The sequence below is a fragment of the Futiania mangrovi genome (assembly GCF_024158125.1).
Lineage (GTDB): Bacteria > Pseudomonadota > Alphaproteobacteria > Futianiales > Futianiaceae > Futiania > Futiania mangrovi.
This window is the reverse complement of sequence record NZ_JAMZFT010000001.1, coordinates 378,514-404,301: the sequence shown is the minus strand read 5'-3', so window position 1 is coordinate 404,301 and position 25,788 is coordinate 378,514. Positions and strand designations below refer to the sequence as shown.

The window sequence follows — 25,788 nt, the reverse complement described above, 5'->3', positions numbered from 1 at the left end:
GCAGCGGGTACTCATTGCTGATCCGCAACCAAGCGCTCAAAACAAAGCCGGAACATCGATTCGCTGCTGACAGCAGAGCAGGAGTCGATTAGAGCAGGGATGGGGGCCTACAAGAAGGAGCCATCTACATGTTGTCGTCGGTGGAACTCTGCGCAGGCGCAGGTGGCCAAGCGCTAGGACTAGAACAGGCTGGCTTCGGCCATGAGGCACTGGTCGAGATTGACGCCCACTGCTGCGCGACACTGACGGCAAACCGGCCAAGCTGGAACGTTATCGAGGATGATCTCCGCCGCTTCAAAGAGGATGCCCACAAGTTTCGTGGCATCGATCTCGTCGCCGGAGGTCTGCCGTGCCCACCCTTCTCAGTTGCGGGGAAGCAACTCGGTGAAAAAGACGAGCGCAACCTGTTTCCCGACGCGTTGGACATCGTCGATGCTATCCGACCCCGCGCCGTGATGATCGAGAATGTCCGGGGCTTCTTGGACGCCGTGTTCTTCGATTACCGGGAGGGGCTCAAGCGGCAATTGAGTCAGCTCGGATACGTGACCGACTGGCGGCTCCTGAATGCCTCTCACTTCGGCGTTCCGCAACTGCGCCCAAGGGTCGTGATTGTCGCGGTCCAGAGAGACCATGCTGACGGGTTTGAGTGGCCGGAGGAACGGCACCAAAACCCGCCGACGGTAGGAAAGGTTCTTCGCGACCTAATGGCTGAGGGTGGCTGGCCGGGTGCCAAGGCTTGGGCCGAGCGCGCGGACGAGATTGCGCCCACCATTGTGGGTGGATCGAAGAAGCATGGTGGACCTGATCTCGGTCCGACCCGGGCACGTCGAGCTTGGCAGATGCTGGGCGTGAACGGCAAGACGATTGCGGAAACGGCGCCTGGTCCTGACTTTGTTGGAATGCCTCGATTAACCGTTCAAATGGTCGCCCGAATCCAAGGGTTCCCTGATGACTGGAAATTTGTTGGCCGAAAGACGAACGCGTATCGGCAAGTAGGCAACGCGTTCCCTCCTCCGGTCGCGCGTGCTGTCTCGGCCCAGATCAAGGAAGCCCTATCCGGACGGACGGCACGGCTCACTGCTTGAGCTAGTGGACTCGTCGCGAACCGCGTGAGAAGACTCCGGCCCGAAAGGGTTGGAGTTCATGAAGAAAAAGATCCCAGCGAGCATCGTCGCCCCCGGTCACCCTGATTTCGTGGTTCTCGACAAGATTCTCAAAGACATTCAGGAGCGAGCGGGTGGACCTGACGGTTTGGAGTCCCGGATTCCAGCGATGCTTCGCCGGGAAATTGATTGGGTAATCAAGACCGCCACAACGCGACGCCGGAGCTATGCGCAACTTGAGAAGGTCGAGCGCACTTACATCGGCACGCTTGTTGAGATTATGTTGCGGGCAGAGTTGAACCTGCCGCGCGGCCGGTTGGATACCGTTCTTTGCGGTCATGACGTGGACATCAAGCACACTATGAGCAGTGGATGGATGATCCCAACTGAGGCAATCGGCCATCCCTGTATCCTAAGTGCAGCAGATGAAAAGACCGCCCTTTGCTACCTCGGCCTCGTCATCGCCCGCCCCGAATACCTGCGCCAAGGACAGAACAAGGACAAGAAGACCAGCCTTAGGGCCGAAGCTTGGGAAAACATACTATGGATATTCAAACAGTTACCGTATCCCCCCAACTTCTGGCGCAGCCTTAGCGATGATGAGGTAGATCATATCTTCGCTGGAAAGCATGGAAATGAACGCATGAAGCGTCTCTTTCGGGCAACACTGAATATGCCGGTCACTCGTGAGGCGGTCCAGGGCGTCGGGCAGCAGAAGGACTTCATGCGACGGGTCAGAGCGGATGGTGGCAGGGGAACTCGCGACATTTTAAGAAATGAAGGCATTCTGATTCTGTCGAAGGAATATGATCGCAAGCTCATGACTGCGCTCGGGTTACCTATTGCTGACTTTGTTCCCTTCAGGCCCTCGACACAGGCCGAAAAGGACCTAGCGGAAAAGTACGGGCGACCGATTTAGAATGGACAAGCTATCGCCGCAGCGGCGAAGCGAGAATATGCGCCGCATCCGCAGCAAAGACATGAAACCCGAGATGGTGGTTCGCCGTCTTGTTCACCGTCTTGGCTACCGGTATCGCCTCCATCGAAAGGACCTCCCCGGCAAACCCGACCTCGTGTTCGGTCCACGGCGTGCCGCGATCTTCGTCCACGGGTGCTTCTGGCACCAGCACGATAAGGCTGCCTGCCTCGACGGTCGAGTACCGAAGTCGAACACTGCCTACTGGGGACCGAAACTCAAGCGGAACGTCGAGCGCGACGCCGCCGCACAAAAGGCGTTGGCTGAAGCCGGATGGCGGGTTTTGGTCGTTTGGGAGTGCGAGACACGAGACCAGTGCTTACTTGAAAGCTGCCTGCAAAGCTTTCTCGCACCCGAATGAGCTCCATACCTGACACACTTGCAAGGGTGTTGTCATGTGTGGCCGGCCCCGGTGGTGCAAGGGACGAATTGAGCGTTGCCCGACACGCGCTCGCGTCTGACGGTATTCGGATCGACGCCGAGGAGCCCGCGGGCCCGGCGCTTGGAAATGTCGTGCGCTGACATCGCCCGCAGAGCTGCCGTCCCTCGTTCCAGGGGCGTCGTCAGGACTTCCCTAGCAGATTTGTCAAGACAACATCGTCCAGCATCTGGTCGGCCGGTAGCGTCTTCAGCCGGGTGTTCTCAGCTTCCAGCATTTTAGTTGCCGCGCGTGCGACACATCCATCTCGCCGAACTTCCTCTTCCACTTGAAAAACCCCGTCTGGTGGATCCCGTGCCGGCGTCAAACCTCTGCTGCCGCCAGGCCACACTCCTGATCCGCAGAGATCACGATTATATGCTCCTCGGTGAACCTGCTCTTGCGCATCGTCCGTCTCCTCTGGGTTGACGGACTCCCCATTCAGATGAGGGACCAAACGGCGCTCAGATCAGGCCATTAAGAGAAATCTTAGCAACCGAGGCGCTGCGCGGCTACGAGGGCCATGCTAAGTGCGCTCCCCTGAGAAAAGCCGCCGGATTAGTGAGGGGACGCTTAATAGCCGGAAGGGGAAGCATGGTGTAATGGGCATCTCCGGCGCACGGCGCACTAGCCCACCGGGAGCCCACCCCACACACACCCCCCTTATGACTGCAGGCGCTTCAGTTTTGCGACCAACTGATGTTGCCCACCAGATTCAATGATGGATAGCTGATCGCCACACCTCGGAAACCTTTGGCGCTATGGGTAGAATTCTAGCGACAGTATCTTCGTAGCGCGGAATCATATTCACCAAGCCCTGCCTTCAGATCAGAATATCGACCAATCGTTATCGAAGGCGCATCATAATGATTGGTCACGCCTCTTGTATAGGTATGCGCCAACGAATCTCTTTTACGCTTCAAATTTTTTAACTCTTCGACAAATTTTACGCGCACAGGCGTTGAAACCATCTTTGAAAGCTTCTCATAACCAATTATTCCAACGATCTGCACTATCATTGATTTAAAATGATTTTCATAATCGAATCCATATATTTTATTTAGTTTATTCACCAAATATTTCCTATTATTATAATCATTAAGAGATCTAACGCTCGCCCTTAATATACAATCATCCATCGACTCTTCAATCCACCCGCAGAGTTCTAAGATTGCTAATTTACTTGCAAAATTTGCATCCTGTATACTCCTGCTATTACGATAACGGAGGTCCAAGGACTTTAAATTCCGCTCTATATAGGAATAGGAAATCATGGCGCGAAAATATCAACCGCCTTTTCGATGCGCCGGGTGACCTTGTCCCTTTTCGAAAGCCCCTCAGATAGATCCTCTTCACTGAAAGGCTTAGAGGCCCTTAGCTCGGCGAAGCGTGCCGCCAACTCATCGCCTGACAGGGCCGCCACGTGATCAATGTTTTTCATCACACCGACAAATAGGGCCTCCGTTACAGCAGTCGGGAAGCGGTCACCGGGGCCGTCGGGATAGATCCTATCGATGGCATCGCAGGTTTGTGTAAAGAGCTGGCGCTTTGTTTCGATTTCTTCAGCCCTCAGGTGTCGCCGAGGGTGCATATAGTCGTTTAAAAACTTGCCAATCTGGCCCGAGTAACTGCTCAGCTCCTCTGCAAACGCAAATATCCTTAGTATTACCTCTTGCTTTACAAAGCGGTAATTTTTACCCGGTTGCATTTGATTAAACCTTCGCCAACTCTCAAGTTGATCAAGGTCTCGCAAGAGATTGTTGAACGGTCCACTAAAGATACAATTCCGTATTTCCTGGTTGTTCAGCTTTGCACCACCCGAATTCAGCCTGTGAAAAACCGTAAACAGGTACTCCATGTGAGATCGCTTCGAAAATTCGCATCGAAGCACCGTAATGGGCAGCGTCTTATTTTGGACCCGATCGTAAATTCGCTTCTCTTCGCCTTTACCCGTCTTGAATGAAGCAGCGAGCTTGCCGGAAAGGCGGGCGTCAATGTCATCTAGGCGCGATAGTCGCCAGTCTCCACCCGTGAGGAAATTAACGATCGAAGTCATTCTCTGAAGACCGTCAATTACGATCCATGTATCTTTAGTGTGATCCAGAGCAAAACACATACTTGGAATCGGAAGCTGCTTTACCAAGGAATCGATAAATCGCGATTGCTCGGCGGAATTCCAAACAACGTCTCTTTGAAAGTCCGGCTGCAGCTCAATGGTCCCGTCTTCTGTCATTCGCGCCAAGTCAGCACACGAGCGAAGTTCATTGTACGCTACAATATCGCTCGGGGGTGTCTCCGACGTATCGTCCTCGGTAAATTCTGGATCGTTTAGCTCTTCTAATTCGTCTGCTTCCTGAGACATCACGGGTTATCCTATTTTCTCGCCATATGACCATTTTCGCTCCCAGGCAGCAACAAGGCTAGCCCTCATCGAGGAGGTGGTCCATCCAAACAGTATCTACCGAGTCACAAGTACCACCCCATAGAGCCGGCCTTTAAGCCGGAATGGCGCACCCCAAGCCCCTTCACGCTACCGGCCAGAAGATCCGCTTGAGTGGGACGAGCCGCTGGGTTTCGGTGTCCATTGCGTCGTAGTTGTCGAGGATCGCCTTCACGAGCTCGTCCAGGTCCATGAGCGTGATCGGGATGTTTGCCCGCTCGGCCTCGTATTGGGCGTCCTTGGAGAAGCCGCCGGTGCTGACGTAAAGGCCCTTGTCGCCGGGATGCCGGCCGCCCAGGAAGCCGCGGATTTGCGGGGCCCCCATCTGGGTGCCAGGCCGGTGCTTCACTTCGACGACGATACGCGGGTCCTCGAAGCCGAAACCATCGGGCGAGGCAACGATGTCCTTGCCTCGATCCGGGCCGTTGGGCGACACGCGGGTCTTGTAGCCCATCGCGCGTAGCAAGCCCGCCACAAGCTCCTGCATCTCGTTCCAGTCCAGCCGGACGATTCGGTCCTTGATGAACTCGACGCTGCGCTCTTCGATGTCGTGAAGCAGGAACTGCTCTTCGACTTCCTCCGTCTCCGCGACGTTGGCTGCTGCCTCCGGCTCGTTCCGCAGCGCGCGAAGGACGTCTGCCGCGGCATCGTCGGGCACGCGAAACACCGCCAGCGTCGAGCCCAGTGAGTTCTTTGTACTGGTCGATAGCGTGTCGCGTGGGATTTCCTGGCTCTCCCAGCGCACCGGGCGGACGGCCGGGTGCTCCCCGTCGAAGTTCATGTCGTGGCGGTAGGGGCCGGCGATGATACCGATCCGGTAGACCCGGCGCTGTGGGTCGTAGGTGACGACGCGGTCGCCTTCCTCGATCTGGCGCAGCATGCGGAACAGCACACCCGCCGAAACGATCTGGGTTTGGGGCTTCCACTCCGGCCGGTGGGCCTTCACGCGGGCAAGCACTTGCTCGCGCGTCGTGAGCGTACTCAAGTCCCCGAATTCCGCACCGCCAACGGCAACGAGGCTGCGCTCGACAAAGGCCTGAAAGAGCCTGCCGCCCACTTCCGCGCGGACCATCCACATCGTCATTCGGCGCACTCCTTGGCCACGGTTGAGTTCTGCATCATTCCCGCCCGTCAGGCTGTCTGTCGCAGCATATCCCGGACGAAGGGGGAGGGGTCGGATGGGGCAGCGGTCCAGTCCGCGCGGCCTGGATGAGTGAGCGAGAACACCAGCAAACCACTTGGAGCTTTATAGGCATGGCTGCTCCATTCACGGCCGTTGCGCTCGGTAAAGGTGTCGAGTTTCTGGGTCGCACCGACGCGGCGGCGTACTTGGTCTCCGGCTTCATGGCCGAGGCAGATGATTGCCGAAGGGGCCAGCAGGCGCAGGACTGCATCGTGCACAGGCCAGCAGGCCTCCGCCAATTCCTTCTTCTCAGCCGTTGTGAAGGCCGAACTGTTTGACGACCGCTTGAAGATCAGATTGCTGCTGGGTGTCTCTCGCGGGTCGAGGCCCAGCGCATTCAGCAAATGCCGCACTCGCCTCTGGAGGGGCTTTTGCCCGGGCGCCTTCCCCATCCAGCTATCGTTGCAATAGGCGGACCAGCACGCAGGCGTTTCATCCAGCACGTAGCGTGTGTGAGCGGAAATCGTCTCTCCTTCGTGTTCGTCCGGGGCGCCGCCGGGGTTGTACCCCAGCACATAGACCCGGCCCTGGCCTTCGAAGGCCGCGCGGCCCGAATAGAAAACGCGGCCATTCACGTTGTTGAGCCTCGGGTCGATGTTGCGTGCGATCTCGTCGATCATCTGCGCCTCCATTCCTCACGCGGCGTAGCGGCCGTCCTCCTGCACCTCGGCCTGCCCGAGTGCCGCGAGGCTTTCGAGCAGCGACTGCACGGCGGTCGTGCGGGCGCGGAGGAAACGGCGGGCGATCTGCTCCGGCGTAGCCGTTCCCATGTCGGTGAGTGTGTGGCGCACCGCGGCGATCTGCTCGGGCAGGGTTTTCGGTCAGGGCGTGTTTTCGGTAGCTTGAACAGTATGCTCTCGAAGAATCATTAATACGCTTGTGCGCACTTGGCACGTTCTTCCCAGATGACGCCACTAGCATAAAAACCACTCGATCGCCGCAATGAACATTAAGCAAAATTCAGACAGGTTAACTTCAAAAATATTCAAGTTTTTGGGAAAGAAAGCCAACCAGTCTGAAATGCAGCAAGAATCCGATCCTGGAGCATGAATGAAGTCGACTGCGCACCTCCTCAGACCCCCTCCCTAATTTCGCGGTCAGAAAAAAACACGGGGGGGGGCGCGGTTCCGCCTTCTGCCCCTCCAGACTTTTTCGCCGCCCTCCCCCCCATGGGGGCGCGGCGCGTGCAGTTTGCCCTAGGAGCATCGAACACGGAAGGGGGCTGGGTCCCTCCCCCCAGTCCGGCCTTGCATCTGCCTGCTAAGGGATACGGATGTACGGTACGGATACGATACGGATACGCCCTGTGAGGGATACGGATGTACGGTACGGGGTCCTTTAGGACCCGTACCTCCGTACACTTCCCGGCGGACGTCAGTCCCGACGCACATGCCAGAGATCTCCCGAGCAGTAGACGAGGCTCTTGTCCTTCAGGGCATTGCGCAGGTCCCACAGATCGGCCGCGCGCTTTGCCGCCAGTCCGGCGATGCGGGCGCGTCCATTCCATTCCTCGGTGCTCAAGCCGCCCGGCCCCGCGCCGTCGAGGATCATCAGCATGGTGTCCTGGTTGCGGGTGAGCTTCGGGCCGGTGAAGGTTTCGGCCTGCGTCTCGACGTGTTCGACGACACATGAGCTGATCGGGTCGCCTTCGTCGTCTTCGCCCAGGTCGACCTCATCGAGGCGGAAGTGCATCGCCTCGCCAATCGGGCCGTCCTTCTGCTTCTCTGCAGTGAGCGCCTTCACCTTGCCGTGATCCTTGACGGCGAAGATGGCGTCGGCAGCTGCGCTGAGGCTCGTGTGTCCGCGCGGCCTGTCACCATCAACGCCGCAGTGATGCACAATCGAGACGAGGCATCCGAAGGTGTCGCGGATTGCATCCGACGCCGCGATGTAGGCGGCCATGTCCTCGGGCTTGTTCTCCGAGCCGCGCAGGGTCCGGTTGAGGGTGTCGAGCACCACCACCGCGGGCGTGACGCCCTGGGCGCGGATGTCGGCGATCAGCTGGCCGTGCGCATCGATCAGGTCGAGCGGTTCGGGCATCAGGTAGAAGGGCGGGGCGGTCTCATCGTGCGCCATCCGCATGCGGCGGTAGGCTTCGATCCGCCGCCGGAAGCCGTGCTGCCCTTCTCCGGCGATGTAGACGACAGCGCCCTGCCGGACACGATGTCCGCGCCACTCGGCGCCCCGTGCGATACTCATCGCCATGTCGAGCTGAAGGAACGACTTGCCCGTCGAGTGATGCCCCCAGAAAACCGCCATGCCCTCGCGCGGCAGCATGCCTTTCATGGTGTAGTCGGGCGCGGTGCTGAGGCCGAGGCGGTCGATGGTCAGCAGTTGGAACCGCACGCGGGGCCCCTCTGCCTCTGCCTCTGCCTCGGCCAGCCGGTCCAGTTCTTCGGCCGTCCCGCCCGCCGCGATCCAGTCGGCGGCATCGCCCTTCTCCTGCAGCCCCGGCAGATGCACGATGCGGACGCGGGCAGCCTTGCCCCGGAGCGATGCGGCCACCTTCTCCGCGTGATCGCGCCCGGCCTCGTCATTGTCCGGCAGGATGACGACGTCGGCGCCGGCCAGGTATTGCGAGAATCCTTCCCGCCATTTGCCCGCACCGCCCGGATTGCATGTCGCCAGCAGGCCGAGCCCTTCGAGCGCGTGAACGTCCTTCTCGCCCTCGGCGATGTAGATGGTCCGGTCGCCGCCCTCGAGGATCTGGGGAAGGCGGTACGGCACAAGGTCGATGCCTTTCAAGTTCCAGATCCAGCCGCCCCCGCCGGCCGGCCTGCGCTGAAGGAAGGCCTTCGGCTCGAACCGTACCACCTGAAACAGGAGGTCGCCGTCGGCGGCGCGGTAGTCGTACTCGGCAACGATGCGGCTCTGTTGCTCCGTCTCGCCGATCTCGATGCCCAGTTCGTTGCGCAGCCAATCGAAGGCCGCGCCGTTGCGATGGCCGGTCTCGCGGCCGATGAGGTGCAGCACGCCGCCGCCTTTGCCCGCCTCGTTGTCGTAGTAGGTGCCCTTCTTCAGGTCGACGCTCAGGCTCCCGTGGGTGCCGTAGCGCAGCTCGGTCTTGCTCGACAGGCGCGCATTCGGCTCCCCGAGGAGATGGCGGGCGACGGCTTCCATGTGGCGCGCAAGGTCCCTCATGCGTCACCCCCGCCCGTGGTTACGGCGGCGCGGACCTTCTCGAGCGCCGTCCAGACGTAAAACTCCTGCCGCTCGGTGATGGTCCGGCGTTTCCAGACGGAGCGACAGAACTCGTCTTCCCAATCGTTAAGCCACTCCGAGTACCTCAGGCACAAGGCCAATGCCTCGCGCCAGTCGCGCGGATCACGCCAGACGGGGTCGGCCGCCCTGGTCGTCTCCTGTGGCTTGAGGATGTCGTACCAACTCGCGCCGATCTTCTTGACGAGACGGTCGGCCTTGAGCCCCGCGGCGGCCCGTTCGCCGTCGTGGTCGCTGCCCAGCATGCCGAGCAGCTTCGCCAGCCGGTCGCGCGTCTGATCGTCGAGGGCAGCCATCACCGGCCCTCCCCGAAACAGATGCGCGCGATGGGGCGGGCGATGGGCCAGGACAGCGGGCGCGTGCGGACCAGCCTGCGCGCTTGCCGCTCGGTAAGGCGTTGGATATTATCGGGCTCTGGAAGCGCCGCCGCTGCTTTCCTATCCCGCCCCGTTCCGCGCGCCATCGCGGGCGGGGCGTTTTGGTTCCAGCTCATTGGCCTATGCGGCGTTGCCGCAACTGCAGCCAAGCGGCTACATCCCGCACACGGTAGTAGGTCCGACCTTCAATCCGTACGGCAGGCGGGAAGTCCGGGACAGACTGACGCCACCGGAAGAGCGTTGCCCGCGAGATCCCGCCCAACAACTCACGTACGCGGTGGGCGCTGACCAAAGCGTGGTCCGAAAGACTATCGGTCATCTCTTTCTCCGCATCTCAAGCCGCTCTGAAGCGTTTCTATGCGGAGCGTAGGGTTCCCCCCAGGACCTGTTTAGGTATCAGAAGTCTCCTGCTTTCGGAGGTGTTCTAGTGCCCATTTTGCGGGCGCGCGCAGATCCGCCTGGACGTCCAAGTGGTGGAAGAGTTGATGAAGCGTCTTGCCATACTGGCCATACGCCACTCCCTTTTCCGCATTCCACGTGAACCCAGGCATTTTGCCAGTTTCATCCTTAAGGTATTGAGCCAGCTCAAACGCGATGAATCGGGCCCTCAAGTTTGGAGGGCGATTGCGTCCAGAAAATTGAATATCTACTTGTGCATCAACTCGCTCCGAAATTTCCTTAAGAATTGTCTCCATTCGAATAAGCATTATCGATGTTGTTCCAGTTAATCCAGCCCAATGTTGACCCTTAAATGGATCCCTTGCGTCACACGAAATAATAACCTCTGAATCCATCGCACTGAGCATCTTAATTGTGCTCTGCATGCCATCAATTAATTCTCTTATTTGAGATTGCGTTTCCTTAGGGTTTGGAAATTTTCCGTATCTAGATGAAGCAATATCAATTCGAGCTACGGCAATTCTTAATCTTTCAAATTTATCACCCGAATTCGTAGATTCCGGAAGACCGACAGCTTTCCGAAGGATTCGCTCGATTCCACCACCCTTCATATTTAAATCTTTGGATCGGTCCGGTCGTTTCTTTGTAGAGTTCATCGCCCGCCCTCCGCAAAGAGATCGATCACTTTGCCTGGCTCATCGCCGATCAGCCGCCCCACTTCGCGAGACCACTTTTCGAGGGCCCCGGCCACTTCCTCGCGATAGTCGTGGTGATCGTATCCCGCACCCGCCCCGCGTGCCGGAACATGGTCCAGAGCCGCGTCGCGGACGTGTGGCGGTATCTTCAAGACGGCAAGCCGTGTCTCGACAGTGTGGCGAAGGGCGTGGAAATAGAAGTCCGGCACCCCTGATGCTTCCTGCACCGCCTCTTGAAGGTCGGAACCGGGGTAGAGCGGCCGCCCCTTGTGCCTGCCCACGAATACGAAGGGGTTTTCGGGATCGCGCGGCAGGCTCGCCAGTATCTCGCGCGTCCGCTGCGGCAGGGTAATGGGGTGCTGTCGCTTAGTCCGCGCCCGTCGCCTCGGATCGGTCGGCGGGGTCCATATTCCCGCCTCGTCAACGTCCGCCCAACGCATGCCCGCGAGCGCACGCTTGCGTTTGCCGGTCAGCATGAGAAGGCGGACGAATGCGCCCCGGTGCGCGGGCAGCTTGTCGCAGCTTTGCCAAAGCGCCTTCAGTTCGTCGTCATTGAAGACGCGCGAGCGGCTTTCCTCGCCGTCCCAGGGCTTCTTGAGCCCGATCATGGGCGATAGAGGCACCTTCTCGATTCCCGGCTCGGCCGCCCATGCAAAGAACCGGGACCAGTACGCGAACGCGCGGTTCGCCATGTAGGGGCGCGGCTCTTCCCCTTCCCTGCCGTCGCGGATTTCTTCCAGCCGCTTGCGGATCGCCCGCGCGTCTATGTCCGCAACGGGTCGGTTGATCCATTTGGGGTGCACGATCCTTTCGTGGCCGTCCTTGGATACGCGCAGGCCGCCTTCCTTGAGCAACGCGCGCAGAACCTCGCCCGCGGTGGCGTTACCCCGCTGCCCCACCTGATAGCGCGTGTGGTAGTCTTCGACGGCCTCGCGGTAAGTTTCCGGGGCCGTGCGCCGGGCAATGCCTGCCGCCTCGCGCTTCAGCTTCGGGTCTTCGCCCCTGTCCACGTCGCGCAGCGCCGCCCGCGCCTCTTCGCGCGCTTCGGCTAGTTCGATCGCCGGATAAGGCCCCACCGTCAGCTTGTGCGTGCGCCCGTGCCGGCGGTAGCGCAAGGCGCGTATCTCGCGCGACGATCCCCGCCCGCAGCCGGGTCAGGTCGAGACGTTCGCGCAGACGTGGCACGAGTACCGTCACTTCGGCTCCAAGGCAAAGTCCTCGACCTTGACTGAGTATGAGCGCACCTTGAAGGTCCATGTCCCCGACTGGTTCGAGCGCGCGACCGTCGAGATCACCCCGCAGGACGTGCTGACAACGTGGAGGCGGCTGTCTCGTTCGAGCGTGGTGACAGCGAAGGCGCTGATGCGCGTCGTCTCGGCTGTGATGCACGATGCCCAGCGGCGTGAGGTGATCACGCGAGTTCCGACGACCTCGCTCCCGAAGGGTTGGTCGACGGTGATCCGCAACCCGAAGCGGATCAAGGACGTGTTCCATTGGTGGCGCGAGGTTGATCGGATCGACGACCTCTATTCCAAGAGCGCGCTCAAGGTTCTGCTGCTGACGGGCCTGCGCAAAGGCGAGGTGCTCTCGCTCCGGTGGCAGGACGTTGACCTCGACGGCGCGAAGATTCACGTCCGCGACCCGAAGCGCGGCCTGCCGCGTGATGTGGCGATCTCGACCTGGACAGTGCGCCAGTTGAAGCGCCTGCGCGAGATCAAGTCGGGTGGGTTCTGGGTCTTCCCGTCGCACTCGTCGAAGGGCTACCTCCAGTCTCTGCCGACCCTGACTTACAAGACGCAGACATGGCGTCCGAAGGACACGCGCAACGAATGGGATTCCATCGCGACCGAGATCGGTATCCCCCATGCGCAGCGCGCGGCGCAGATGGGTCACGCTGCGGGCAACATGACCGACTCCTACGTCGTGACCCCTGACGTGCGGAACGCCGTTCAGGCGGTCGCAGACGAGATCATGCAGCGGGTGAAAGGAGCCGCCGTCTGACAAAGACCTTGGTATCGGCATCAACGATGCCATCGACCTCATGCCCATCGTGACGGTAGATCAGTTCCAGGTCGAGGCGGCGGCACAACTCGACCGCGACCTGTTCCCACTTCGCGTAGGCCTTGCGGAGGCTGTTGAGGGTGCCGCCCCGTTGCATCGTCAGGGCTTTCAGGACGCGCCCTTGCTGGGAGTTTTCGCGCGGCAAGGACGGGCCGGTCAGCGGGCGAGAGTTCGGGCAGACGAGCGTGCCGTCGTCTCGCACGTCGAAGACGCCAAAGGTATCGACGATGGAGGGGAGCGGAATCGCCCCTGCGTCGGGTGCAGGAGCGATCTCGGCCTTCGCGGTTGGCTGCGGCTTCTCGCGCGGCGCGTTCATGGCGGTCCAAAGGTCGCGCGATGCCTGCACTTCCTTAGGGGTGCCAAAAACCACCTTTCCGGCCATGACTTCGAGCGCCCAGGTGTGCAGACGGTCGGGTTCTGCACCTGCACATGAGCAGACATGTTCCCGCGACTTGGCCCAGGCCCCATGAGGCGCGAGCAAGAAGCGCAGGGCCTCTGCCCGGTCGAGTTCTGTCCGGTCCCGCATGACAGTGAAAGCGTCGTTGACGGCCATCAACACCACGGCAGCCCACATATGCTGCTGCGCGTGGTCGCTCTTGTTGGTCGTGAAGCGGTTCACCGACACAGTGTCAGGCCGTCAGTGCCGCGCGAATGTCTTCGGGCGCATCGTCCCAGGTGCTGACAGGCACGATCCGCTTCATCTCGGCGCGTGCCTGCGTCGTCAGGCGCTGGTAGGTGCGCGGATCGACAGCACCCGCCCGGATATAGAGCGCGTCGTCGGTCAGGTGGTGCGTCGCCTGGATCACCTGCTTCTGCGTGCCGTCGTCGGTCGGGTTGTCAACGACCTGCACCGTCTGGCCGATGGCTTCGGCCATCTTGCGGGCCTTCATGTAGGTGTCGCGGTCGCGCGCCTGATCACGGGTCAGGATCGTGTCTTCCGGCTTGACGTGCACCACGTCAACGCCGAGTTCGTTTGCCTTCGCGACCGTCCGCTTGAACAAGTCGGAGTCTCGGTCGGCTTCGGATTTGGCAATGTAAAGCGGTTCCGGCATTCTTCATTCCTCTGGTTGGGCGGACAGGCCCGGCTCGTCGCAGGAAGGAGCAACCGCAACCCAAGCCCAGACCTGTCCTTGAGCGGTGCTTGGGCTGGCGCGACGATGCGGCGAGACAGCCCGAGACGACCATCCGGTGTTTGAGGTCCACGACTGGCAACGGGCGGGAAAATGAGGTGTTACGGTCAAGACGCCATCAATCTCGTGGCGCTCGTGGTGCCAACCATCGGCAATCGCAGGCGAACCGTCTTGATGGATGATCACTTGCGACCACGATCACGGGCCTACCTTCGCAGAGCGCGTCAGCCAGTGAGGTTTGGGGTGTTCGGGGGCGACGGTAGGGGCGAACCCAGAGACGCCCGGCGCTCGCCTAGCTGGCTGGGGCGCTTACCGCAGAGCGATGCAGACGAGTGCGACCATCATCGCGAGCGCGAGGGCTGCGTCCAGGTCCGCGTTCATCATTCGACCGTCAGGGAGGGGATGGCGATGTTGTCAACTGCTGCCCACGCCTCGGCCAGGGTCATGCCGCGTTCTTTGGCAAGCTGCTGGATCATCCCATCAACGGGAACGCCCATGCGGCGTGCCATCTCGATTGTCTTGATGCGGGAGTCGACCGCTTCAATTTCGACCTTGCCCTCGAAGTTCACGGACGACAGCTTGGGTCGGACATACTGGGCGACTTCCTTCATCGCGGCCAGTGCCACGACGGTTTCGCCCTTGTCGTAGGCCTCCGCGCCGATGATCGCCATAAGCACCACGGGGTCGAATTCTTCGTTGCCCGCGTGCAGGCGCAGTTCGCGCAGCTTGGCGTCCATGCGTTCGGACAACTCGTCCTTCGACTTGCGGGGCTTGCCCGTCTTGCGGCCAGAAGCATACGGCATCAGACGGGCCTCCGTTTCCAGAGACCCGCCTGACTGACTGCAACCAAGGAGGAGAGAGCAAAACCGCTCGCCCTGATCATCGCAAGCATCGACGCGGAACGCGACCGAGATCGAAGTTCCAGGTGATTGTTCATCATGGCGGTTTGCTCCTTGTATAACTCGGTTATTCCGTCAGGCCGCTTCGTCTGATTGCTGCTTGACCGGGAACGTGAACGGCGCGCGGTTGGCCGATGCAGCGGGCGGCAGATCGTCGAGCAGGATGCGCCACGGCCAGCCAGGCAGATCGCAGGCGCGCAGGGCATCCGCACCGCCCACGGAGGCGTTGTGCAGGGCGACGAGTTCGTTCCGGGTCGATGTGTAGACGAGGAGCAGCGTGCCGTCGTCAGTCGCCCAAGGGGTCAGCGCGTCCTCGCCTGAGGAAAAGACCTGAGCCTCCTCGCCAGGTTCGACCGTCCAGGCGTGGGTATTGGCAAGCCAGAAGTCGGCATATGGGTTCGGGTGTTTCATCTTCGGTCCTTTCAGCGTGCGGGCGGCACGCGCTTGATGGCGTCGAGCAGGCGGGTGAAGCCTTCGGTGTGGGCATCACGGGACAGGGTGCGCTGCTCCTTCCCGATGATCACGGTGACGATGGCCGGGTCTTCGTGGCCGAACACCGAGAAGGCGAAGGAGCGGTTGTCATAGTCCACCGTCTCGCTCTCGATGATGTGGTCGAGGGGGCGTTCCTCGAAGGTCTTGACCGTGCGCTTTGTCAAAACGGCCTGCCTCCGGTAATCCGGTATACGCCGGGAGCGCCTTCGTCACGCGGTCCCGGCCAGGAATGGCCGACGCGCAGGCCGTTCGATGGGTTCGCGTCCTCGGCCACCTTGCGCTGGTAGCCGGTGGGTTGGTCAGACCAGAAGAAAGTGATGGCGCAGTCAGTGCGCCGAACGTCCACGAGAGTTGCGGCGTCAAGCATCGTGCAGCGCTCCCGGCAGGATCAGGTTGGCTTGCGCGCGCTCGGCTTCGGTCGGCGGCTTGCGCCACTGAACCAGAGGCGTGCCGTCGCGGTCGGCAATGCCTGTCACGTCGAGGCCTTGGGCGTGGAGCGCGGCGAGGCGGTCGTCTGCCTTTGGAGCAGGTTTGGGCTTCTTCAAGGGACTTCTCCTAGCGTTGTCAGTCCCTTGCACGATACAACCTCACTTTGGGCGATCCGACCGAGATCGAAGGTGGAGCGCCGCGAACTGATGATCAATCAAGGTGGAACGTCTGCACCATCAAGCCGTTGACCGCGCGCAGCCATCAGTTTGACCGATGCTTGACCGCGACCGACGGGGCGCGATGCAGGACGACGGCGACGACATGCGCGGCGCATGGTGCAGAGCGCGGCAGAGCTGAGGCGTGAGGCGGCGTCTTGCGCGTTTGGGCGTCGATGTAGGGCAGAGGCACGAACCGCCTTCGCTGACGCGCTGAACGCGGTTTTCGTCGATGGGCGCAGAATACGTCACCAAGGCTGACATACCGCGCTCGCGAGATACGTCACCAAGGCTGACATTTTGGGTGGTCACGCCCTCTCCTGAAGGATCGGTCGCGGCAGAACGCGCTGCCCTGTATCGTCGGTTCGACGATGGAGGATGCAATGGACGAGCAAATGACAATCAGCCTGCCGCTGCGGAAGCTGGCCGAGCAGATCGGCGACGAGGTGACAGAGGACATGGGAAAGGTCGCCTTCTACTTCCATGTTTGCACGGCGCTTGCAGAAGCTGGCCATGCACGCATCAGCAAGGACGATCTCGCGCAGGTGACGCTCATCGCCTTTCAGCGACGGCAGGACCGCTTTCCAAAAGTGCCGATCCTGAACGCCGTGGGCGTTTATGCTCAGGAATGACGGCTATCTGCACGCGCGCATGTGTATGCGAAAAAAAATGATGATGATCCCGAGGCGTCGAAACCAGAATGCTGCACCAGAACGCGCGCACACGCATATGAACAAAAAAATGATGATGATGAGTTTCGCCGCAATCATCATCATTTTTTTTCGCATATGCACGCGCGCGCTATTGAGCGCAGCAGCGATAGCACTGGATAAGCCAGTTATCCTGAACGCCCGCCCTGCATAACCGAGTTATTCCAGGAGTAACCTTCATCCTTGGTCGAGCCATGCCGCACCTGGGCGATATGATGCAAAGCATCAACCGCGCCCGACGCGCATCAGAACGGAGACCCGACCATGAACCCCGGACTTGCCGAAGACCTTCGCCATATCGACCAGGTGATCGAAGACGTGATGGCGCGCGAACGTGACCCGCAGAATGCCCGCGAACTGATCCGCTGGTCCTTCCGCCGCGCCGCGATGGGCACCCTTGCCGTGCTGCGCTACAATGCCCGTCTTGCGCAGGGCACGGCGGCAAGCACCTCCTTCGCCTGATTGCCTAACCCATGAAACGAAAAAGGCCGGCGACAAGCCGGCCTTCTTTCATTCGACGGTGTAAACCCGCCCAGGTTCGATTTTCTCGATAGGCGGGATGCAGTCCAGAAGGTAGCCGTCAATAACAGGCTCACGCCCCTCAGCATCCAGGCCCGCGCGCCTCATTGCCTCGTCCCGTGCATCGGCCCCGCCGGGAATGTCGTGCTCATCAACGTCCCGCCACCGCCAGACGTAGGGCGAGAACTCGTAGTACCATTCCGCCTTGCGTTCGATCCAGACGCGGCGGCGGTCCTGTTCAATGGTCTCGCCTTCGACGGCCAGGGACGACGGCACTTTGACGCGAACCTTGAGCAACCTGTCCGTGCGCGCCATGCCGCGCGTCCATGCGTCCCAACGCAGCGTCCGCTCAACGATCACCTGCGAGGACCATTCCCAGCGGAAATCGTCCGAGACAAAGTTCTGGAACGTCCTGACGACTTCGCAGGTTTCCGGTTTCGGGTCGTCAGCGCGGTAGCGCGGAAAACCTGCATCGGCCAGCTTCTTGAGCGCCGCCGCGTCCTCGCTCTCGTCCTTGCGGTGACGGAACTCGAACTGAGGCCGTTCAGGGTTCGCCGGATCGAAGCACATGTGATAGGAGATTGTCTCGTAGTCCCGCAGGCGCTTGAACTCCTGCAAGGCCGCGACTTCGCCCCTGGCGTCGAGAACGTCCTTAACCCAGGTATCGAGCATCTCGAAACGGTCGAACTGCTCGCGGGCGCACCGTTCCCAGCGATCGAGTGCGGACATGACGCGCAAACGCCATGCAACGGCACGCTCCCTGACCGCAGGCCATTCTTTCGGCTCACCGCGCGACATCCAGGTCTGGAACGAACTCGGCTTGCAGAGGTCATCCAGAGCAAGGGCACGATACCACCAGGTGTTTGGCGCATATTCGAGCGCCACCTTGCGGAATGCGTCGATGGTTTCCGGGATCTCTGGCGGTTCGCAAGCCGGACGCGGATCGCGTGCCACCTCACGCCGCAACTCAGCCAGAAGCTGCGCGATAGGTTCCCAGACGTGATCGCCGCTGATCGCCTTCCGCAGTGTCGATTCCGAGATTTCCTTCTGGAGGCGCGGATGCTTGCGAGCCATGTGCTGCGCGCGAGGCACGATCTTTTTCACGACCCCGCGATAGGTCCGAAGCAATTCGTCCTGTTCCCAGAAGAAGTCGGTCTCATCCTGTCTTTCGCGGAACGTGGTCATCCCTGCGCCTCCATAAAGGCGTCGAGTTCCGCCTTCTGATAGCGCACCATTCTCTGCCCGATGCGTTTAAACGCAGGGCCTTTCCCGTGCGCCCGCCAGTAGTTGAGGGTGTTCTGGGACGTGTCCATGTAGCGGGCGGCGGTTTCCTCGCTCATCCACTCCGGCCATTCAGGTAACACGCGCGACTGCACTGCCATGGCGATCTCCTTGAGGTTGCATCATGACATGACGTTACATGGTGAGGAAGGGCGTCGCAGCGGGCAATCGAAGGTGGAGGTCGGCTTTCTGAGGTGGAGGAGTGATTTACTTCGCGTGACGTTCGAGGTAGCCATGTCTTGCAACAACTAATGGACGAGTGCCCATGGCGAGACTGCCCAAGTTACCGAGCCTCTTGGACCGCAAGATTTACAAGACAGGGCAGACGCGTGGAGCCGACGACGATCAGATTTTCCAGAACCGAGTTGGTCGCAATTCAACTGTTCTGATTCCATTCGCGGTCTGGGTGCAAATCCCAGCCATTCGCGCGCTCCCATATGAGAACGGTTTTATCGTTCTGGTGCCACCTCGCGACTATTTCGAGACAGAGGGGCAAGACCTTACCCGGCATGAATTAGAGATTGGGGTCAATGCCCTCGTCTATTTCGAGCGCCGCGATGAGTGGCTGCAATTCAATCCAGATCAATATGGGTTCACGCCTCCCACGTCGCGCACGGCCCCTTTGGGTGGTCACTTCGCGGCGCGAATTGCGAATACCACTTCCGAGAACGATGCGCGGATCAATATCGGCTTCACGAGCACTGGATTGAAGGGCGCAGGCATTCGCCTTTACGAGTATGCCGACACTGCAACACTTGGCACAACGAGAATTCAACTTGAGGCGGCTTTCTGGCACGCAGTCGATGCGGAAGAAAAGATGCTCACCGCAGGTATGTCAGAGGATGAGATTCGTCGCCGCAGAACGGCGGTGCTAGAGAATGCGACCCAATTGGGCCTCCTCGATTATGGGCGGCTCGAGGAAACTCGCATTCTGAACAGTGCGCGGGAACTAGTTTGCCCACTTTGCCTAGAACCGATCAGTGCCGCAGGCTTCTTGAGCCGCTTGCCGCAGGCGTCAGGTCGTGAGCGGCACGACTTGACCGTGACCGAGATCAACCTGTTCCATATTCAGGAACTGGCCTACGGAGTATTCAATCACCGCCCCTACAACCTCGGCTGGGGACACCATCACTGCAATGTCGTCTGCAAAGATGCGGGCATCCATCCAACGCTTGAGTGGATGGCCAATGTCCTCCGGCACAACCGGATGCTAAACTGAGAATAGAGGCAATTCAGCAGGGGCCTTGCCGTTCGGCGCGATCTGGGCGCGCGGCGCAGCAGATTGCGTCCTGCCCTCCTTGATCCGCGCAGAAAGGCTTGCCGCCGCATACTCAACCCACTTGTCTTCGATCTCGATCCCGATGGAACGGCGGTTGAGGTCATGGGCCGCGAGCATGGTCGCGCCTGAGCCATTGAAGCAGTCGAGAACCACGTCGCCTTCATAACTGCTGGTCGATATGATCAACTTGAGCAAGTCCTGCGGCTTCTCGGCTGGGTGCTTGCCCTTGTACTGGCGCACGTTCATGTGCTCCCAGACGTCGGTGAATGGCTGGCTCGGATCGACGTTGAAGGCGCGGATCACGTCCTCATAGGCAGGCATCAGAGCAATCTTACCTGTGCCGATGAAGGCGGCGCACATCTTGGCATACTGTTCGCGGCTCGGAATGTTACGGCCTGTTTCCCAGTTCGAGACAGCACCGCCGTTGTTGACCTTGCCGTAGGCCCCGATAATCTCCGTGAGTTCGTTCGAGGACAATTCGCATTGCTTCCTGCAATCGCGCAGGAAAAGGCCGAACGGGGATTTGTGAAGGTTCCCCTCGCGCGCGGGCGAGCAGACGATAATCCGCTCGCTGTGCGGATACCACTGGCGCAATGCCGTTTTCTTCATCTTCTGTTTCCAGCCGTCATAACCTGGCTCGTTCGGCTTGGTCCAGGTGATCGTGCTGTGCATGTTCATCGTCTTGGACGCCTGAACATAAAGGAAGGGCATCATTTCCGACGAGCAGAAAAGATAGATTGAACCATTGGGCCTAAGGACGCGGTGCCATTCTGCAAAATACTGATCCATCCAGGTCAGATATTCCTCATCGTCGCCAAAACTCGCGTCGCCGTAGATGTTCGCCTTCTTCGTCGAGTGATATGGAGGATCAGTCAGCACGAGGTCGATTGAATTGCTCGGAATCATCTTGAGCAATTCGAGCGAGTCCCCTTTGCACAGGTTGTGCTCGGGACTGCTAAAGGCCGAATGACCAGCAAGTTTTGCGCTTGCCCTGCGGAAAGCATCTTGTCGGTTCATTGGGTAGATTTGGGTTTCAGAACGGGGAATCTCGAAGGCCATGTGTCGCTTGCTCACTTTTGCTTAGGATTACGCGATATGTAGGGGCCGCGCAATCACACATGCACCACGCCTAGCGCGTAGGTCAGGACGTTCGAGCAAGCGCCCCCAGATTGGGCAACGCCAGCCAAGGTGTCTCAAACAAACAACATCTTTGCCCCGCGAACCCCGGTTGAGCGAGAACAAAGATGGAACTTATGAACGTGTCACCGGGCGCGCTGTGTGCCCCATCAACGGAGACACGATCATGCCGAAGTTCAACACCACCCAACTCGTCGCCTTCATCCGCGAACATGCGAACGCCCACTATGATCAAGGTTGGGACGTTGTGGTCGAGACCTATGAGGACGGGCGGATTGCCGAGGTCCTGGGCAGCGCGACGACCAAGAAGGCCGCCCTCGCGGCGTTCGCAGGTATCGTTGAAGTGTTCAACGAGCAGCGCGATGCGCACCGCAACGAGGCATTGTTGAGCGGGGCCGAACCCACCCGGGACGAGATCGCGTCCGGCAAGCTGGAAACTCTCCTTGGGAAACCGACCGAACCGACGCTGAGCGAAGTGGTCCAGAACCTGACCGACCTTGAAAAGCGCGTCGTCGTCGCGCACCTGGAAGCCGGGATCGACTGCAACGGGGCCGAGACCCTGGACGCGATGCGCGCGGACAACATGACCTGGGCCGACGTGGCCGAGATTGCGCAGCGCACGGGCCTGACCAAGAATCAGGTCAAGGGCGTGATCTCGTCGCTGTCCTCGAAGGGCCTGCTCGATGCCAACTGCGAGAAGCCGAACGGAGCGGTAGGTGTTGACCAGGTGTTGACCGACTGGGGCGTTGTCGTCGCGTTCGAGTTGCTGGCCGAAGGCATCATCGCGAACCAAGGCCCGACGCACGCGCCCAAGGCTGACACGGCGAAAGCGGACAAGCCCGCCCGCAAGGCACGCACCCTTGAGGATCGGGTGATCCAGAAGCCCGCGACGGACCTCGCCAAGGTGCGCCCGATGACTGACGGCTCGAAACGTCACCTGCTCGCCCAAGCCATGCAGCGCGGCGCGACCTTGGAACACCTTATCGAAGTGACGGGGTGGAGCCGTTCGACCGTCACGTCGGCCCTGCGCTGGGACATGGGACAGGTCGGCCTCGGCGTCGAGCGCAAAGGCGACAAGTATTTCCTGATCATGCCTGAAGGCCTCAAGCGCCTGCCTGTGCGCGAAGCGACGATCTCGCGCGCGGACGCCTTGGTCGCGGCTTGCAAGTGATGGCCCTGAACGTGATCGAACCGGGTTGGCTTTACGTCATTGCCAACCCGGCCATGCCTCGCGTCTGCAAGGTCGGGTTTACGACGCGGGAACCGGAGGAGCGGGCCGCAGAACTGCACGATACGGGGTCGCCCCAGCCTTACCACGTCGTCGCGAAGTGGCACGTTGACGACGTGCGGGCGGCAGAGCGCCGCGCTCACGCGGCTCTCGACCGTTTCCGCACAGATGCAGGGCGCGAGTGGTTTGCCCTGCCTGCTGACCGCGCTGTGCGGGCGCTTGACCGCCTGCACGGATCGACAACCCGCCCGACCATTGCGCGCCGCGCCTGGCGCATCCTGCGTGGCGTTGTCGAAGGTCTCGGCTGGCTAACCCTCGTGCTCCTGATCGCGGGAATCTGACCTCAAAAGATCGGTTGTTTCGAGACCCCAAGCGCCACCGATGAACGAAAGCGGCCCGCCCCACGGGCCGCTTTTTTTTCATCAACGGAGCAACCATGAGCAAGCCCGAACTGACCGAACGCGACGCGACGCGCATCGCCATTTTCTTCCTCAACGGCAACCAAAAGGACGTTGCGCGCATCCTGCGCGACGACGGCGCTTTTGCGCTGGACGTTGCCCTTGCCCTGATCGCCCTCAAGCACCAGAGCGAGATTTCTCGCCTCCGCAGCGTGGTGCGCGCGGCATGACGTGGTTCGTCAACATGCAGGACACGTTCCTGTCCGGTTGGGGCGAGGCGAGGAATGGCCGTGCCCTCTACTGCATCAAGTGTTCCTCCTACACCCAGGCACTGAACATCGCGGCGCGAGCAAGGGCCCGTCCAGAGATGAAGCACGTCGCCGTGTCGTCACGCCCCCGCAAGATGCGCCCTGGCGATCAGCGCACCATCCGCGATGCCTCCGAACTCGGGGAGGTGTGGACAGGATGAGACACGAAACCTTCTCCCACGTCACCGAAGCCGCCCAGCGGGCGGCTTCTTCCGTTCCAGAGCACCTGTCTGCTCGTTCGATCAGGGAGCCTTGGCTTGGGGCGGTCGTCGTCCTGGTCGCGCTGCTGCCGCTGATCTGGCCGCCGTTGGCATGGCTGCTCGTGCCTTGCTTCCTCGCCGTCCTCGTGCTGCGTGCTGCCGCCCTCATCAGGTGGCAGGACGCAACCGACCCGGAGCCTGCACGATGGCCGCGCCTGACCGTCCTCTTACCCGTCTATCGCGAGCCGTCAGTGATCCCGGACCTTGCGGCCGCGATGCGCGCCCTCGACTACCCGTCGCTTGAGATCGTCTTGCTGGTCGAGCAGGACGACGACGAGACACGCGCAGCACTCGACTTCTGGCCGTTTCAGGTCTTGGTTGTGCCTGACGGCAGGCCGCGGACAAAGCCGAGGGCGGTCAACTACGGCCTGTTGCACACTACTGGAAGCGTCGTCGTGGTCTATGACGCCGAAGACCGCCCCGCACCAGATCAGCCGAGACGCGCAGTCGCACGGCTCCTGTCTGATCCCAGGTGCGCCGCTGTTCAGGGTGTTCTCGCCTGTGACCATGACGGGCCGCTCGTCACGAGGCTGTGGGCACTTGAATATCTCGTTTTGTTTCAGGGAGTGCTCCCGTTCCTGTCATGGCTAGGTGTTCCGTTCCTCCTTGGCGGGACCACTCAATTCTTAAGGCGCGATGCCTTGATGGCGGTCGGGGCCTTCGACGCGCACTCGGTTACTGAGGATGCAGACCTTGCAGTCAGGCTGGCGCGCGCTGGCTACACGTCGTCAGTCGTCCTGTCCGTCACAGGGGAGGAAGCGCCCGGAGAGATCAGCGCGTGGGTGAAACAGCGTTCTCGCTGGATTAAAGGTTGGCTTCAAGCCGTGCTTGTCCACGGCCTGTTGCCGAAGGCTATCGACCGCTGGACCCCGCCGATGCGGCTGCGTGATCGTGTCGCCCTTGCTGTTCAACTCCCGGTCCAGCTTTTGTGCCTCGCATCCCATCCTGTCGGGATGGCCGTCGCCTTCAACGATCCTCACGGCCCGCTGGCCGTTCTGCTGTTCACCGGCTACGCCCTGACCATCATCGTCTTCATGGTCGCGGCGATCAGGGCCGAACGGTCGCCCTGGGATGCGTTCGCCTTGCCGCTCTATGCCTTCCTGCACACCGTCGCGATGGCGATTGCCGTGGTGGAATTGGTGGTTTGCCCCTCTCTGTGGAGAAAAACGGATCACGGCTTGGTCAAGAACCGCCCGAGATTGTCGGGTCCATCCTGAATGACTGCTCGCGTTCTGCGCCCAGGCTCGTCCACGATCAGCGCGACGAAACAACGGAGTCGGCCCGAAGTGGGATGCGTCTATCTGATCACCAGCCCCAGCGGGAAGCAGTATGTCGGGCAGACAACCGACAGACTCAGCGCAAGGTGGCGGAGCCATGTCTGGGATGCACTCAACAGACCGGCAGGTTGCCGTGCCGTCGCGCACGCCATCAGAAAGTATGGCGCGGACGCGTTCAGCGTCGAAATGCTGCACGAGAGCGACGACCTAGACGAGTTGAACCGCCTTGAGGCGTTCGAGATTGCGCAGCGAGGCACATTGGCACCGGGCGGCTACAACCTGCGAACGGGTGGCGATAACAGCCTGCCCAGTGACGAGACGCGAGCAAGGCAGACCGCAGGATTAAAGAAATACTGGTCCAATAATGCCAGGGCACGCAAAAGGCATTCGGATATCTTCAAAGCGCGCCTGGCCTGTGCCGAAGAGCGCAACCGTTCAATCAGTGCACTGAAACGCTGCATAGCCGATCCAGAATGGGTGAGGCGTCGTGCTGACAGTTTGAAAGCCCGCCTTGCCGAGCCAGAGGTTCGCCAGCGGCGTGTTGAACAAATTTCCGAGCGCTGGGCTGACCCGGCGTTCCATCAGCGGGTGACTGCGCGGATGAACGCGAAGCACCCCAACGTGTTCATCGAAGGCCGCATCTACTCATCTGCCTGCGAAGCCGCACGCGCCTTGAAGACGGCTAGCCAGATCATTGACTATCGGCTTGGCTCCACAACCGAGCGCTTTCGGTTCTGGCACCGCATCCCGAACCACAATGACCTGGAATGCGACGCGGTCGAGGAGTGCTGGGCCATCATGCAGTGGGCAGAAGCCAATCCCGACCATGAGAACGTGCCAACCTGGATGCGTTGCCGCGCGTGACCGCGTGGCTTGGGCGTATAACTCGGTTATAGCCGCTGCCCTGCCGCCATAGGGGCAACCCCACGCTCCCCCACTGGCTGACGCGCTCTGCCGCATCTCTCGCGGTGCTGATGGTGCATTGACCCAATCGACGATCACGAGCACGACGACAGACGCGGGTTTAGACCCGGATGCCCGCCCGTTTAAACAACGCCTCGGGGAAATCGGACGGCGGGACACCCGCCTTCATCGCATCGGTAAGGGCTTTTGCGATCTTCTTCCGATGCTTCGCCTCGGTCTTTGCCGTGCCGACAGAGGCGGTCGGGAACAGCTTGTTTTCCGGCAGGTCGCGAATATACGGCTCTAGGGTCTTCATCGCCTTGCTGCGTGCCAGGATGATGCGGTACTCGATGCTATCGGGCGTGTCTTGATCGGGCATCGGAAGATGGTCAGGCCCTTTGGGCAGGTCGCGTCCGCGATTGGTGTCGTTCTCGCTCATGGGTTGAGCATCG

Annotated in this window: 32 protein-coding genes and 1 pseudogene; 13 read left to right on the top strand and 20 right to left on the bottom strand. The window is 60.6% G+C overall.

Annotated elements, in window-relative coordinates; translation table 11 throughout:
* The first annotated feature begins 128 nt into the window (after positions 1-128).
* The 3 genes from NJQ99_RS01955 to NJQ99_RS01945 are packed head-to-tail and all read left to right on the top strand — an operon-like array spanning position 129 to position 2,440.
* Positions 129-1,085, top strand: coding sequence for a DNA cytosine methyltransferase (locus NJQ99_RS01955; RefSeq protein ID WP_269331118.1), 957 nt, complete (start codon positions 129-131; stop codon positions 1,083-1,085).
* Positions 1,086-1,143: 58 nt separating this feature from the next.
* Entirely contained in the window at positions 1,144-2,022 is an 879-nt protein-coding gene (locus tag NJQ99_RS01950) for a NaeI family type II restriction endonuclease (RefSeq protein ID WP_269331117.1), read from the top strand.
* A 1-nt stretch (position 2,023) separates the two neighbouring features.
* On the top strand, positions 2,024-2,440 hold the full coding sequence (locus NJQ99_RS01945) for a very short patch repair endonuclease (protein WP_269331116.1): 417 nt from the start codon (positions 2,024-2,026) through the stop codon (positions 2,438-2,440).
* Between the two features lie 71 nt (positions 2,441-2,511).
* On the opposite strand, the pseudogene NJQ99_RS01940 reads toward NJQ99_RS01945, so the two are convergent.
* The 9 genes and pseudogenes from NJQ99_RS01940 to NJQ99_RS01900 all read right to left on the bottom strand — a co-directional run.
* Positions 2,512-2,905 (bottom strand): annotated as a pseudogene (locus NJQ99_RS01940) (transposase); the annotation flags it as partial.
* 862 nt (positions 2,906-3,767) lie between these two features.
* Positions 3,768-4,859: a DUF262 domain-containing protein gene (locus NJQ99_RS01935; protein WP_269331115.1), complete on the bottom strand. Its 1,092-nt coding sequence runs from the start codon at positions 4,857-4,859 to the stop codon at positions 3,768-3,770.
* Between the two features lie 163 nt (positions 4,860-5,022).
* A complete protein-coding gene (locus tag NJQ99_RS01930) occupies positions 5,023-6,021 on the bottom strand; it encodes a restriction endonuclease (protein ID WP_269331114.1) in 999 nt (332 codons plus the stop codon).
* A gap of 47 nt (positions 6,022-6,068) precedes the next feature.
* The gene (locus NJQ99_RS01925) at positions 6,069-6,740 is read right to left on the bottom strand and encodes a uracil-DNA glycosylase family protein (RefSeq protein WP_269331113.1); all 672 of its coding nucleotides are present in this window, start codon (positions 6,738-6,740) and stop codon (positions 6,069-6,071) included.
* Between the two features lie 15 nt (positions 6,741-6,755).
* The gene (locus NJQ99_RS01920; protein WP_269331112.1) at positions 6,756-6,911 is read right to left on the bottom strand and encodes a hypothetical protein; all 156 of its coding nucleotides are present in this window, start codon (positions 6,909-6,911) and stop codon (positions 6,756-6,758) included.
* Positions 6,912-7,494: 583 nt separating this feature from the next.
* The gene (locus tag NJQ99_RS01915) at positions 7,495-9,261 is read right to left on the bottom strand and encodes an AAA family ATPase (protein ID WP_269331111.1); all 1,767 of its coding nucleotides are present in this window, start codon (positions 9,259-9,261) and stop codon (positions 7,495-7,497) included.
* Entirely contained in the window at positions 9,258-9,638 is a 381-nt protein-coding gene (locus tag NJQ99_RS01910; protein WP_269331110.1) for a hypothetical protein, read from the bottom strand. Before NJQ99_RS01910 ends, NJQ99_RS01915 begins: the two co-directional genes overlap by 4 nt.
* A gap of 467 nt (positions 9,639-10,105) precedes the next feature.
* A complete protein-coding gene (locus tag NJQ99_RS01905; RefSeq protein ID WP_269331109.1) occupies positions 10,106-10,771 on the bottom strand; it encodes a hypothetical protein in 666 nt (221 codons plus the stop codon).
* Positions 10,768-11,925, bottom strand: a complete 1,158-nt coding sequence (locus NJQ99_RS01900) for a tyrosine-type recombinase/integrase (protein WP_269331108.1) — start codon at positions 11,923-11,925, stop codon at positions 10,768-10,770. Before NJQ99_RS01900 ends, NJQ99_RS01905 begins: the two co-directional genes overlap by 4 nt.
* 7 nt (positions 11,926-11,932) lie before the next feature.
* Here NJQ99_RS01900 and NJQ99_RS01895 point away from each other — a divergent pair, with 7 nt between their 5' ends.
* Entirely contained in the window at positions 11,933-12,811 is an 879-nt protein-coding gene (locus NJQ99_RS01895) for a tyrosine-type recombinase/integrase (protein ID WP_407933353.1), read from the top strand.
* On the opposite strand, the gene NJQ99_RS01890 is transcribed toward NJQ99_RS01895, so the two are convergent.
* From NJQ99_RS01890 to NJQ99_RS01865, 6 genes are all read right to left on the bottom strand, one after another.
* Complete coding sequence (locus NJQ99_RS01890) at positions 12,780-13,490, bottom strand: hypothetical protein (RefSeq protein ID WP_269331106.1); 711 nt, start codon at positions 13,488-13,490, stop codon at positions 12,780-12,782. The two genes, NJQ99_RS01895 and NJQ99_RS01890, sit on opposite strands and share 32 nt — an antisense overlap.
* A 10-nt stretch (positions 13,491-13,500) precedes the next feature.
* Positions 13,501-13,923 (bottom strand): hypothetical protein, encoded by a 423-nt coding sequence (locus NJQ99_RS01885; RefSeq protein ID WP_269331105.1) that lies wholly within the window; start codon positions 13,921-13,923, stop codon positions 13,501-13,503.
* A 458-nt stretch (positions 13,924-14,381) separates the two neighbouring features.
* The gene (locus NJQ99_RS01880) at positions 14,382-14,804 is read right to left on the bottom strand and encodes a hypothetical protein (protein ID WP_269331104.1); all 423 of its coding nucleotides are present in this window, start codon (positions 14,802-14,804) and stop codon (positions 14,382-14,384) included.
* Between the two features lie 171 nt (positions 14,805-14,975).
* Positions 14,976-15,311: a hypothetical protein gene (locus tag NJQ99_RS01875; RefSeq protein ID WP_269331103.1), complete on the bottom strand. Its 336-nt coding sequence runs from the start codon at positions 15,309-15,311 to the stop codon at positions 14,976-14,978.
* A gap of 11 nt (positions 15,312-15,322) precedes the next feature.
* A complete protein-coding gene (locus NJQ99_RS01870) occupies positions 15,323-15,556 on the bottom strand; it encodes a hypothetical protein (RefSeq protein ID WP_234170182.1) in 234 nt (77 codons plus the stop codon).
* Positions 15,557-15,751: 195 nt separating this feature from the next.
* Positions 15,752-15,937, bottom strand: coding sequence for a hypothetical protein (locus NJQ99_RS01865; RefSeq protein WP_269331102.1), 186 nt, complete (start codon positions 15,935-15,937; stop codon positions 15,752-15,754).
* A 482-nt stretch (positions 15,938-16,419) separates the two neighbouring features.
* Between NJQ99_RS01865 and NJQ99_RS01860 the strand changes: the two genes are divergently transcribed.
* Both NJQ99_RS01860 and NJQ99_RS01855 read left to right on the top strand, forming a co-directional pair.
* Positions 16,420-16,668 carry a hypothetical protein gene (locus NJQ99_RS01860; RefSeq protein WP_269331101.1) on the top strand — a complete coding sequence of 83 codons (249 nt, stop codon included), beginning with the start codon at positions 16,420-16,422 and terminating at the stop codon, positions 16,666-16,668.
* 342 nt (positions 16,669-17,010) lie between these two features.
* A complete protein-coding gene (locus NJQ99_RS01855; protein ID WP_234170186.1) occupies positions 17,011-17,208 on the top strand; it encodes a hypothetical protein in 198 nt (65 codons plus the stop codon).
* Positions 17,209-17,256: 48 nt separating this feature from the next.
* Here NJQ99_RS01855 and NJQ99_RS01850 read toward each other — a convergent pair whose 3' ends face one another.
* From NJQ99_RS01850 to NJQ99_RS16335, 3 genes are all read right to left on the bottom strand, one after another.
* Complete coding sequence (locus NJQ99_RS01850; RefSeq protein ID WP_269331100.1) at positions 17,257-18,450, bottom strand: hypothetical protein; 1,194 nt, start codon at positions 18,448-18,450, stop codon at positions 17,257-17,259.
* Complete coding sequence (locus tag NJQ99_RS01845; protein ID WP_269331099.1) at positions 18,447-18,647, bottom strand: helix-turn-helix transcriptional regulator; 201 nt, start codon at positions 18,645-18,647, stop codon at positions 18,447-18,449. Before NJQ99_RS01845 ends, NJQ99_RS01850 begins: the two co-directional genes overlap by 4 nt.
* 147 nt (positions 18,648-18,794) lie before the next feature.
* Positions 18,795-18,866, bottom strand: coding sequence for a hypothetical protein (locus NJQ99_RS16335; protein WP_407933352.1), 72 nt, complete (start codon positions 18,864-18,866; stop codon positions 18,795-18,797).
* On the opposite strand from NJQ99_RS16335, the gene NJQ99_RS01840 reads away from it, so the two are divergent.
* Positions 18,842-19,765 carry a BstXI family restriction endonuclease gene (locus tag NJQ99_RS01840; protein WP_407933346.1) on the top strand — a complete coding sequence of 308 codons (924 nt, stop codon included), beginning with the start codon at positions 18,842-18,844 and terminating at the stop codon, positions 19,763-19,765. The genes NJQ99_RS16335 and NJQ99_RS01840 overlap by 25 nt on opposite strands.
* On the opposite strand, the gene NJQ99_RS01835 is transcribed toward NJQ99_RS01840, so the two are convergent.
* On the bottom strand, positions 19,757-20,884 hold the full coding sequence (locus NJQ99_RS01835; RefSeq protein WP_269331097.1) for a DNA-methyltransferase: 1,128 nt from the start codon (positions 20,882-20,884) through the stop codon (positions 19,757-19,759). The genes NJQ99_RS01840 and NJQ99_RS01835 overlap by 9 nt on opposite strands.
* Before the next feature lie 244 nt (positions 20,885-21,128).
* Between NJQ99_RS01835 and NJQ99_RS01830 the strand changes: the two genes are divergently transcribed.
* The 6 genes from NJQ99_RS01830 to NJQ99_RS01805 all read left to right on the top strand — a co-directional run bounded on the left by NJQ99_RS01830 (position 21,129) and on the right by NJQ99_RS01805 (position 25,297).
* A complete protein-coding gene (locus NJQ99_RS01830) occupies positions 21,129-22,133 on the top strand; it encodes a hypothetical protein (RefSeq protein WP_269331096.1) in 1,005 nt (334 codons plus the stop codon).
* A complete protein-coding gene (locus NJQ99_RS01825; protein WP_269331095.1) occupies positions 22,133-22,531 on the top strand; it encodes a GIY-YIG nuclease family protein in 399 nt (132 codons plus the stop codon). The genes NJQ99_RS01830 and NJQ99_RS01825 overlap by 1 nt, the downstream gene beginning before the upstream one ends.
* Before the next feature lie 95 nt (positions 22,532-22,626).
* Positions 22,627-22,818: a hypothetical protein gene (locus NJQ99_RS01820; RefSeq protein WP_269331094.1), complete on the top strand. Its 192-nt coding sequence runs from the start codon at positions 22,627-22,629 to the stop codon at positions 22,816-22,818.
* Entirely contained in the window at positions 22,815-23,057 is a 243-nt protein-coding gene (locus NJQ99_RS01815) for a hypothetical protein (RefSeq protein WP_269331093.1), read from the top strand. The genes NJQ99_RS01820 and NJQ99_RS01815 overlap by 4 nt, the downstream gene beginning before the upstream one ends.
* Positions 23,054-24,373, top strand: a complete 1,320-nt coding sequence (locus NJQ99_RS01810) for a glycosyltransferase family 2 protein (RefSeq protein ID WP_269331092.1) — start codon at positions 23,054-23,056, stop codon at positions 24,371-24,373. Before NJQ99_RS01815 ends, NJQ99_RS01810 begins: the two co-directional genes overlap by 4 nt.
* A 69-nt stretch (positions 24,374-24,442) precedes the next feature.
* Positions 24,443-25,297, top strand: coding sequence for a GIY-YIG nuclease family protein (locus NJQ99_RS01805; RefSeq protein WP_269331091.1), 855 nt, complete (start codon positions 24,443-24,445; stop codon positions 25,295-25,297).
* A 160-nt stretch (positions 25,298-25,457) separates the two neighbouring features.
* On the opposite strand, the gene NJQ99_RS01800 is transcribed toward NJQ99_RS01805, so the two are convergent.
* Positions 25,458-25,775, bottom strand: a complete 318-nt coding sequence (locus NJQ99_RS01800) for a hypothetical protein (protein WP_269331090.1) — start codon at positions 25,773-25,775, stop codon at positions 25,458-25,460.
* Between the last annotated feature and the right edge of the window lie 13 nt (positions 25,776-25,788).

What these genes read in the sequence shown, in the direction of transcription:
- NJQ99_RS01955 (WP_269331118.1), top strand. Translation starts at nt 129, where the DNA reads ATGTTGTCGTCGGTGGAACTCTGCGCAGGCGCAGGTGGCCAAGCGCTA.
- NJQ99_RS01950 (WP_269331117.1), top strand. Translation starts at nt 1,144, where the DNA reads ATGAAGAAAAAGATCCCAGCGAGCATCGTCGCCCCCGGTCACCCTGAT.
- NJQ99_RS01945 (WP_269331116.1), top strand. Translation starts at nt 2,024, where the DNA reads ATGGACAAGCTATCGCCGCAGCGGCGAAGCGAGAATATGCGCCGCATC.
- NJQ99_RS01935 (WP_269331115.1), bottom strand. Translation starts at nt 4,859, where the DNA reads ATGTCTCAGGAAGCAGACGAATTAGAAGAGCTAAACGATCCAGAATTT.
- NJQ99_RS01930 (WP_269331114.1), bottom strand. Translation starts at nt 6,021, where the DNA reads ATGACGATGTGGATGGTCCGCGCGGAAGTGGGCGGCAGGCTCTTTCAG.
- NJQ99_RS01925 (WP_269331113.1), bottom strand. Translation starts at nt 6,740, where the DNA reads ATGATCGACGAGATCGCACGCAACATCGACCCGAGGCTCAACAACGTG.
- NJQ99_RS01915 (WP_269331111.1), bottom strand. Translation starts at nt 9,261, where the DNA reads ATGAGGGACCTTGCGCGCCACATGGAAGCCGTCGCCCGCCATCTCCTC.
- NJQ99_RS01905 (WP_269331109.1), bottom strand. Translation starts at nt 10,771, where the DNA reads ATGAACTCTACAAAGAAACGACCGGACCGATCCAAAGATTTAAATATG.
- NJQ99_RS01885 (WP_269331105.1), bottom strand. Translation starts at nt 13,923, where the DNA reads ATGCCGGAACCGCTTTACATTGCCAAATCCGAAGCCGACCGAGACTCC.
- NJQ99_RS01880 (WP_269331104.1), bottom strand. Translation starts at nt 14,804, where the DNA reads ATGCCGTATGCTTCTGGCCGCAAGACGGGCAAGCCCCGCAAGTCGAAG.
- NJQ99_RS01875 (WP_269331103.1), bottom strand. Translation starts at nt 15,311, where the DNA reads ATGAAACACCCGAACCCATATGCCGACTTCTGGCTTGCCAATACCCAC.
- NJQ99_RS01860 (WP_269331101.1), top strand. Translation starts at nt 16,420, where the DNA reads ATGGACGAGCAAATGACAATCAGCCTGCCGCTGCGGAAGCTGGCCGAG.
- NJQ99_RS01855 (WP_234170186.1), top strand. Translation starts at nt 17,011, where the DNA reads ATGAACCCCGGACTTGCCGAAGACCTTCGCCATATCGACCAGGTGATC.
- NJQ99_RS01850 (WP_269331100.1), bottom strand. Translation starts at nt 18,450, where the DNA reads ATGACCACGTTCCGCGAAAGACAGGATGAGACCGACTTCTTCTGGGAA.
- NJQ99_RS01845 (WP_269331099.1), bottom strand. Translation starts at nt 18,647, where the DNA reads ATGGCAGTGCAGTCGCGCGTGTTACCTGAATGGCCGGAGTGGATGAGC.
- NJQ99_RS01835 (WP_269331097.1), bottom strand. Translation starts at nt 20,884, where the DNA reads ATGGCCTTCGAGATTCCCCGTTCTGAAACCCAAATCTACCCAATGAAC.
- NJQ99_RS01830 (WP_269331096.1), top strand. Translation starts at nt 21,129, where the DNA reads ATGCCGAAGTTCAACACCACCCAACTCGTCGCCTTCATCCGCGAACAT.
- NJQ99_RS01825 (WP_269331095.1), top strand. Translation starts at nt 22,133, where the DNA reads ATGGCCCTGAACGTGATCGAACCGGGTTGGCTTTACGTCATTGCCAAC.
- NJQ99_RS01820 (WP_269331094.1), top strand. Translation starts at nt 22,627, where the DNA reads ATGAGCAAGCCCGAACTGACCGAACGCGACGCGACGCGCATCGCCATT.
- NJQ99_RS01815 (WP_269331093.1), top strand. Translation starts at nt 22,815, where the DNA reads ATGACGTGGTTCGTCAACATGCAGGACACGTTCCTGTCCGGTTGGGGC.
- NJQ99_RS01810 (WP_269331092.1), top strand. Translation starts at nt 23,054, where the DNA reads ATGAGACACGAAACCTTCTCCCACGTCACCGAAGCCGCCCAGCGGGCG.
- NJQ99_RS01800 (WP_269331090.1), bottom strand. Translation starts at nt 25,775, where the DNA reads ATGAGCGAGAACGACACCAATCGCGGACGCGACCTGCCCAAAGGGCCT.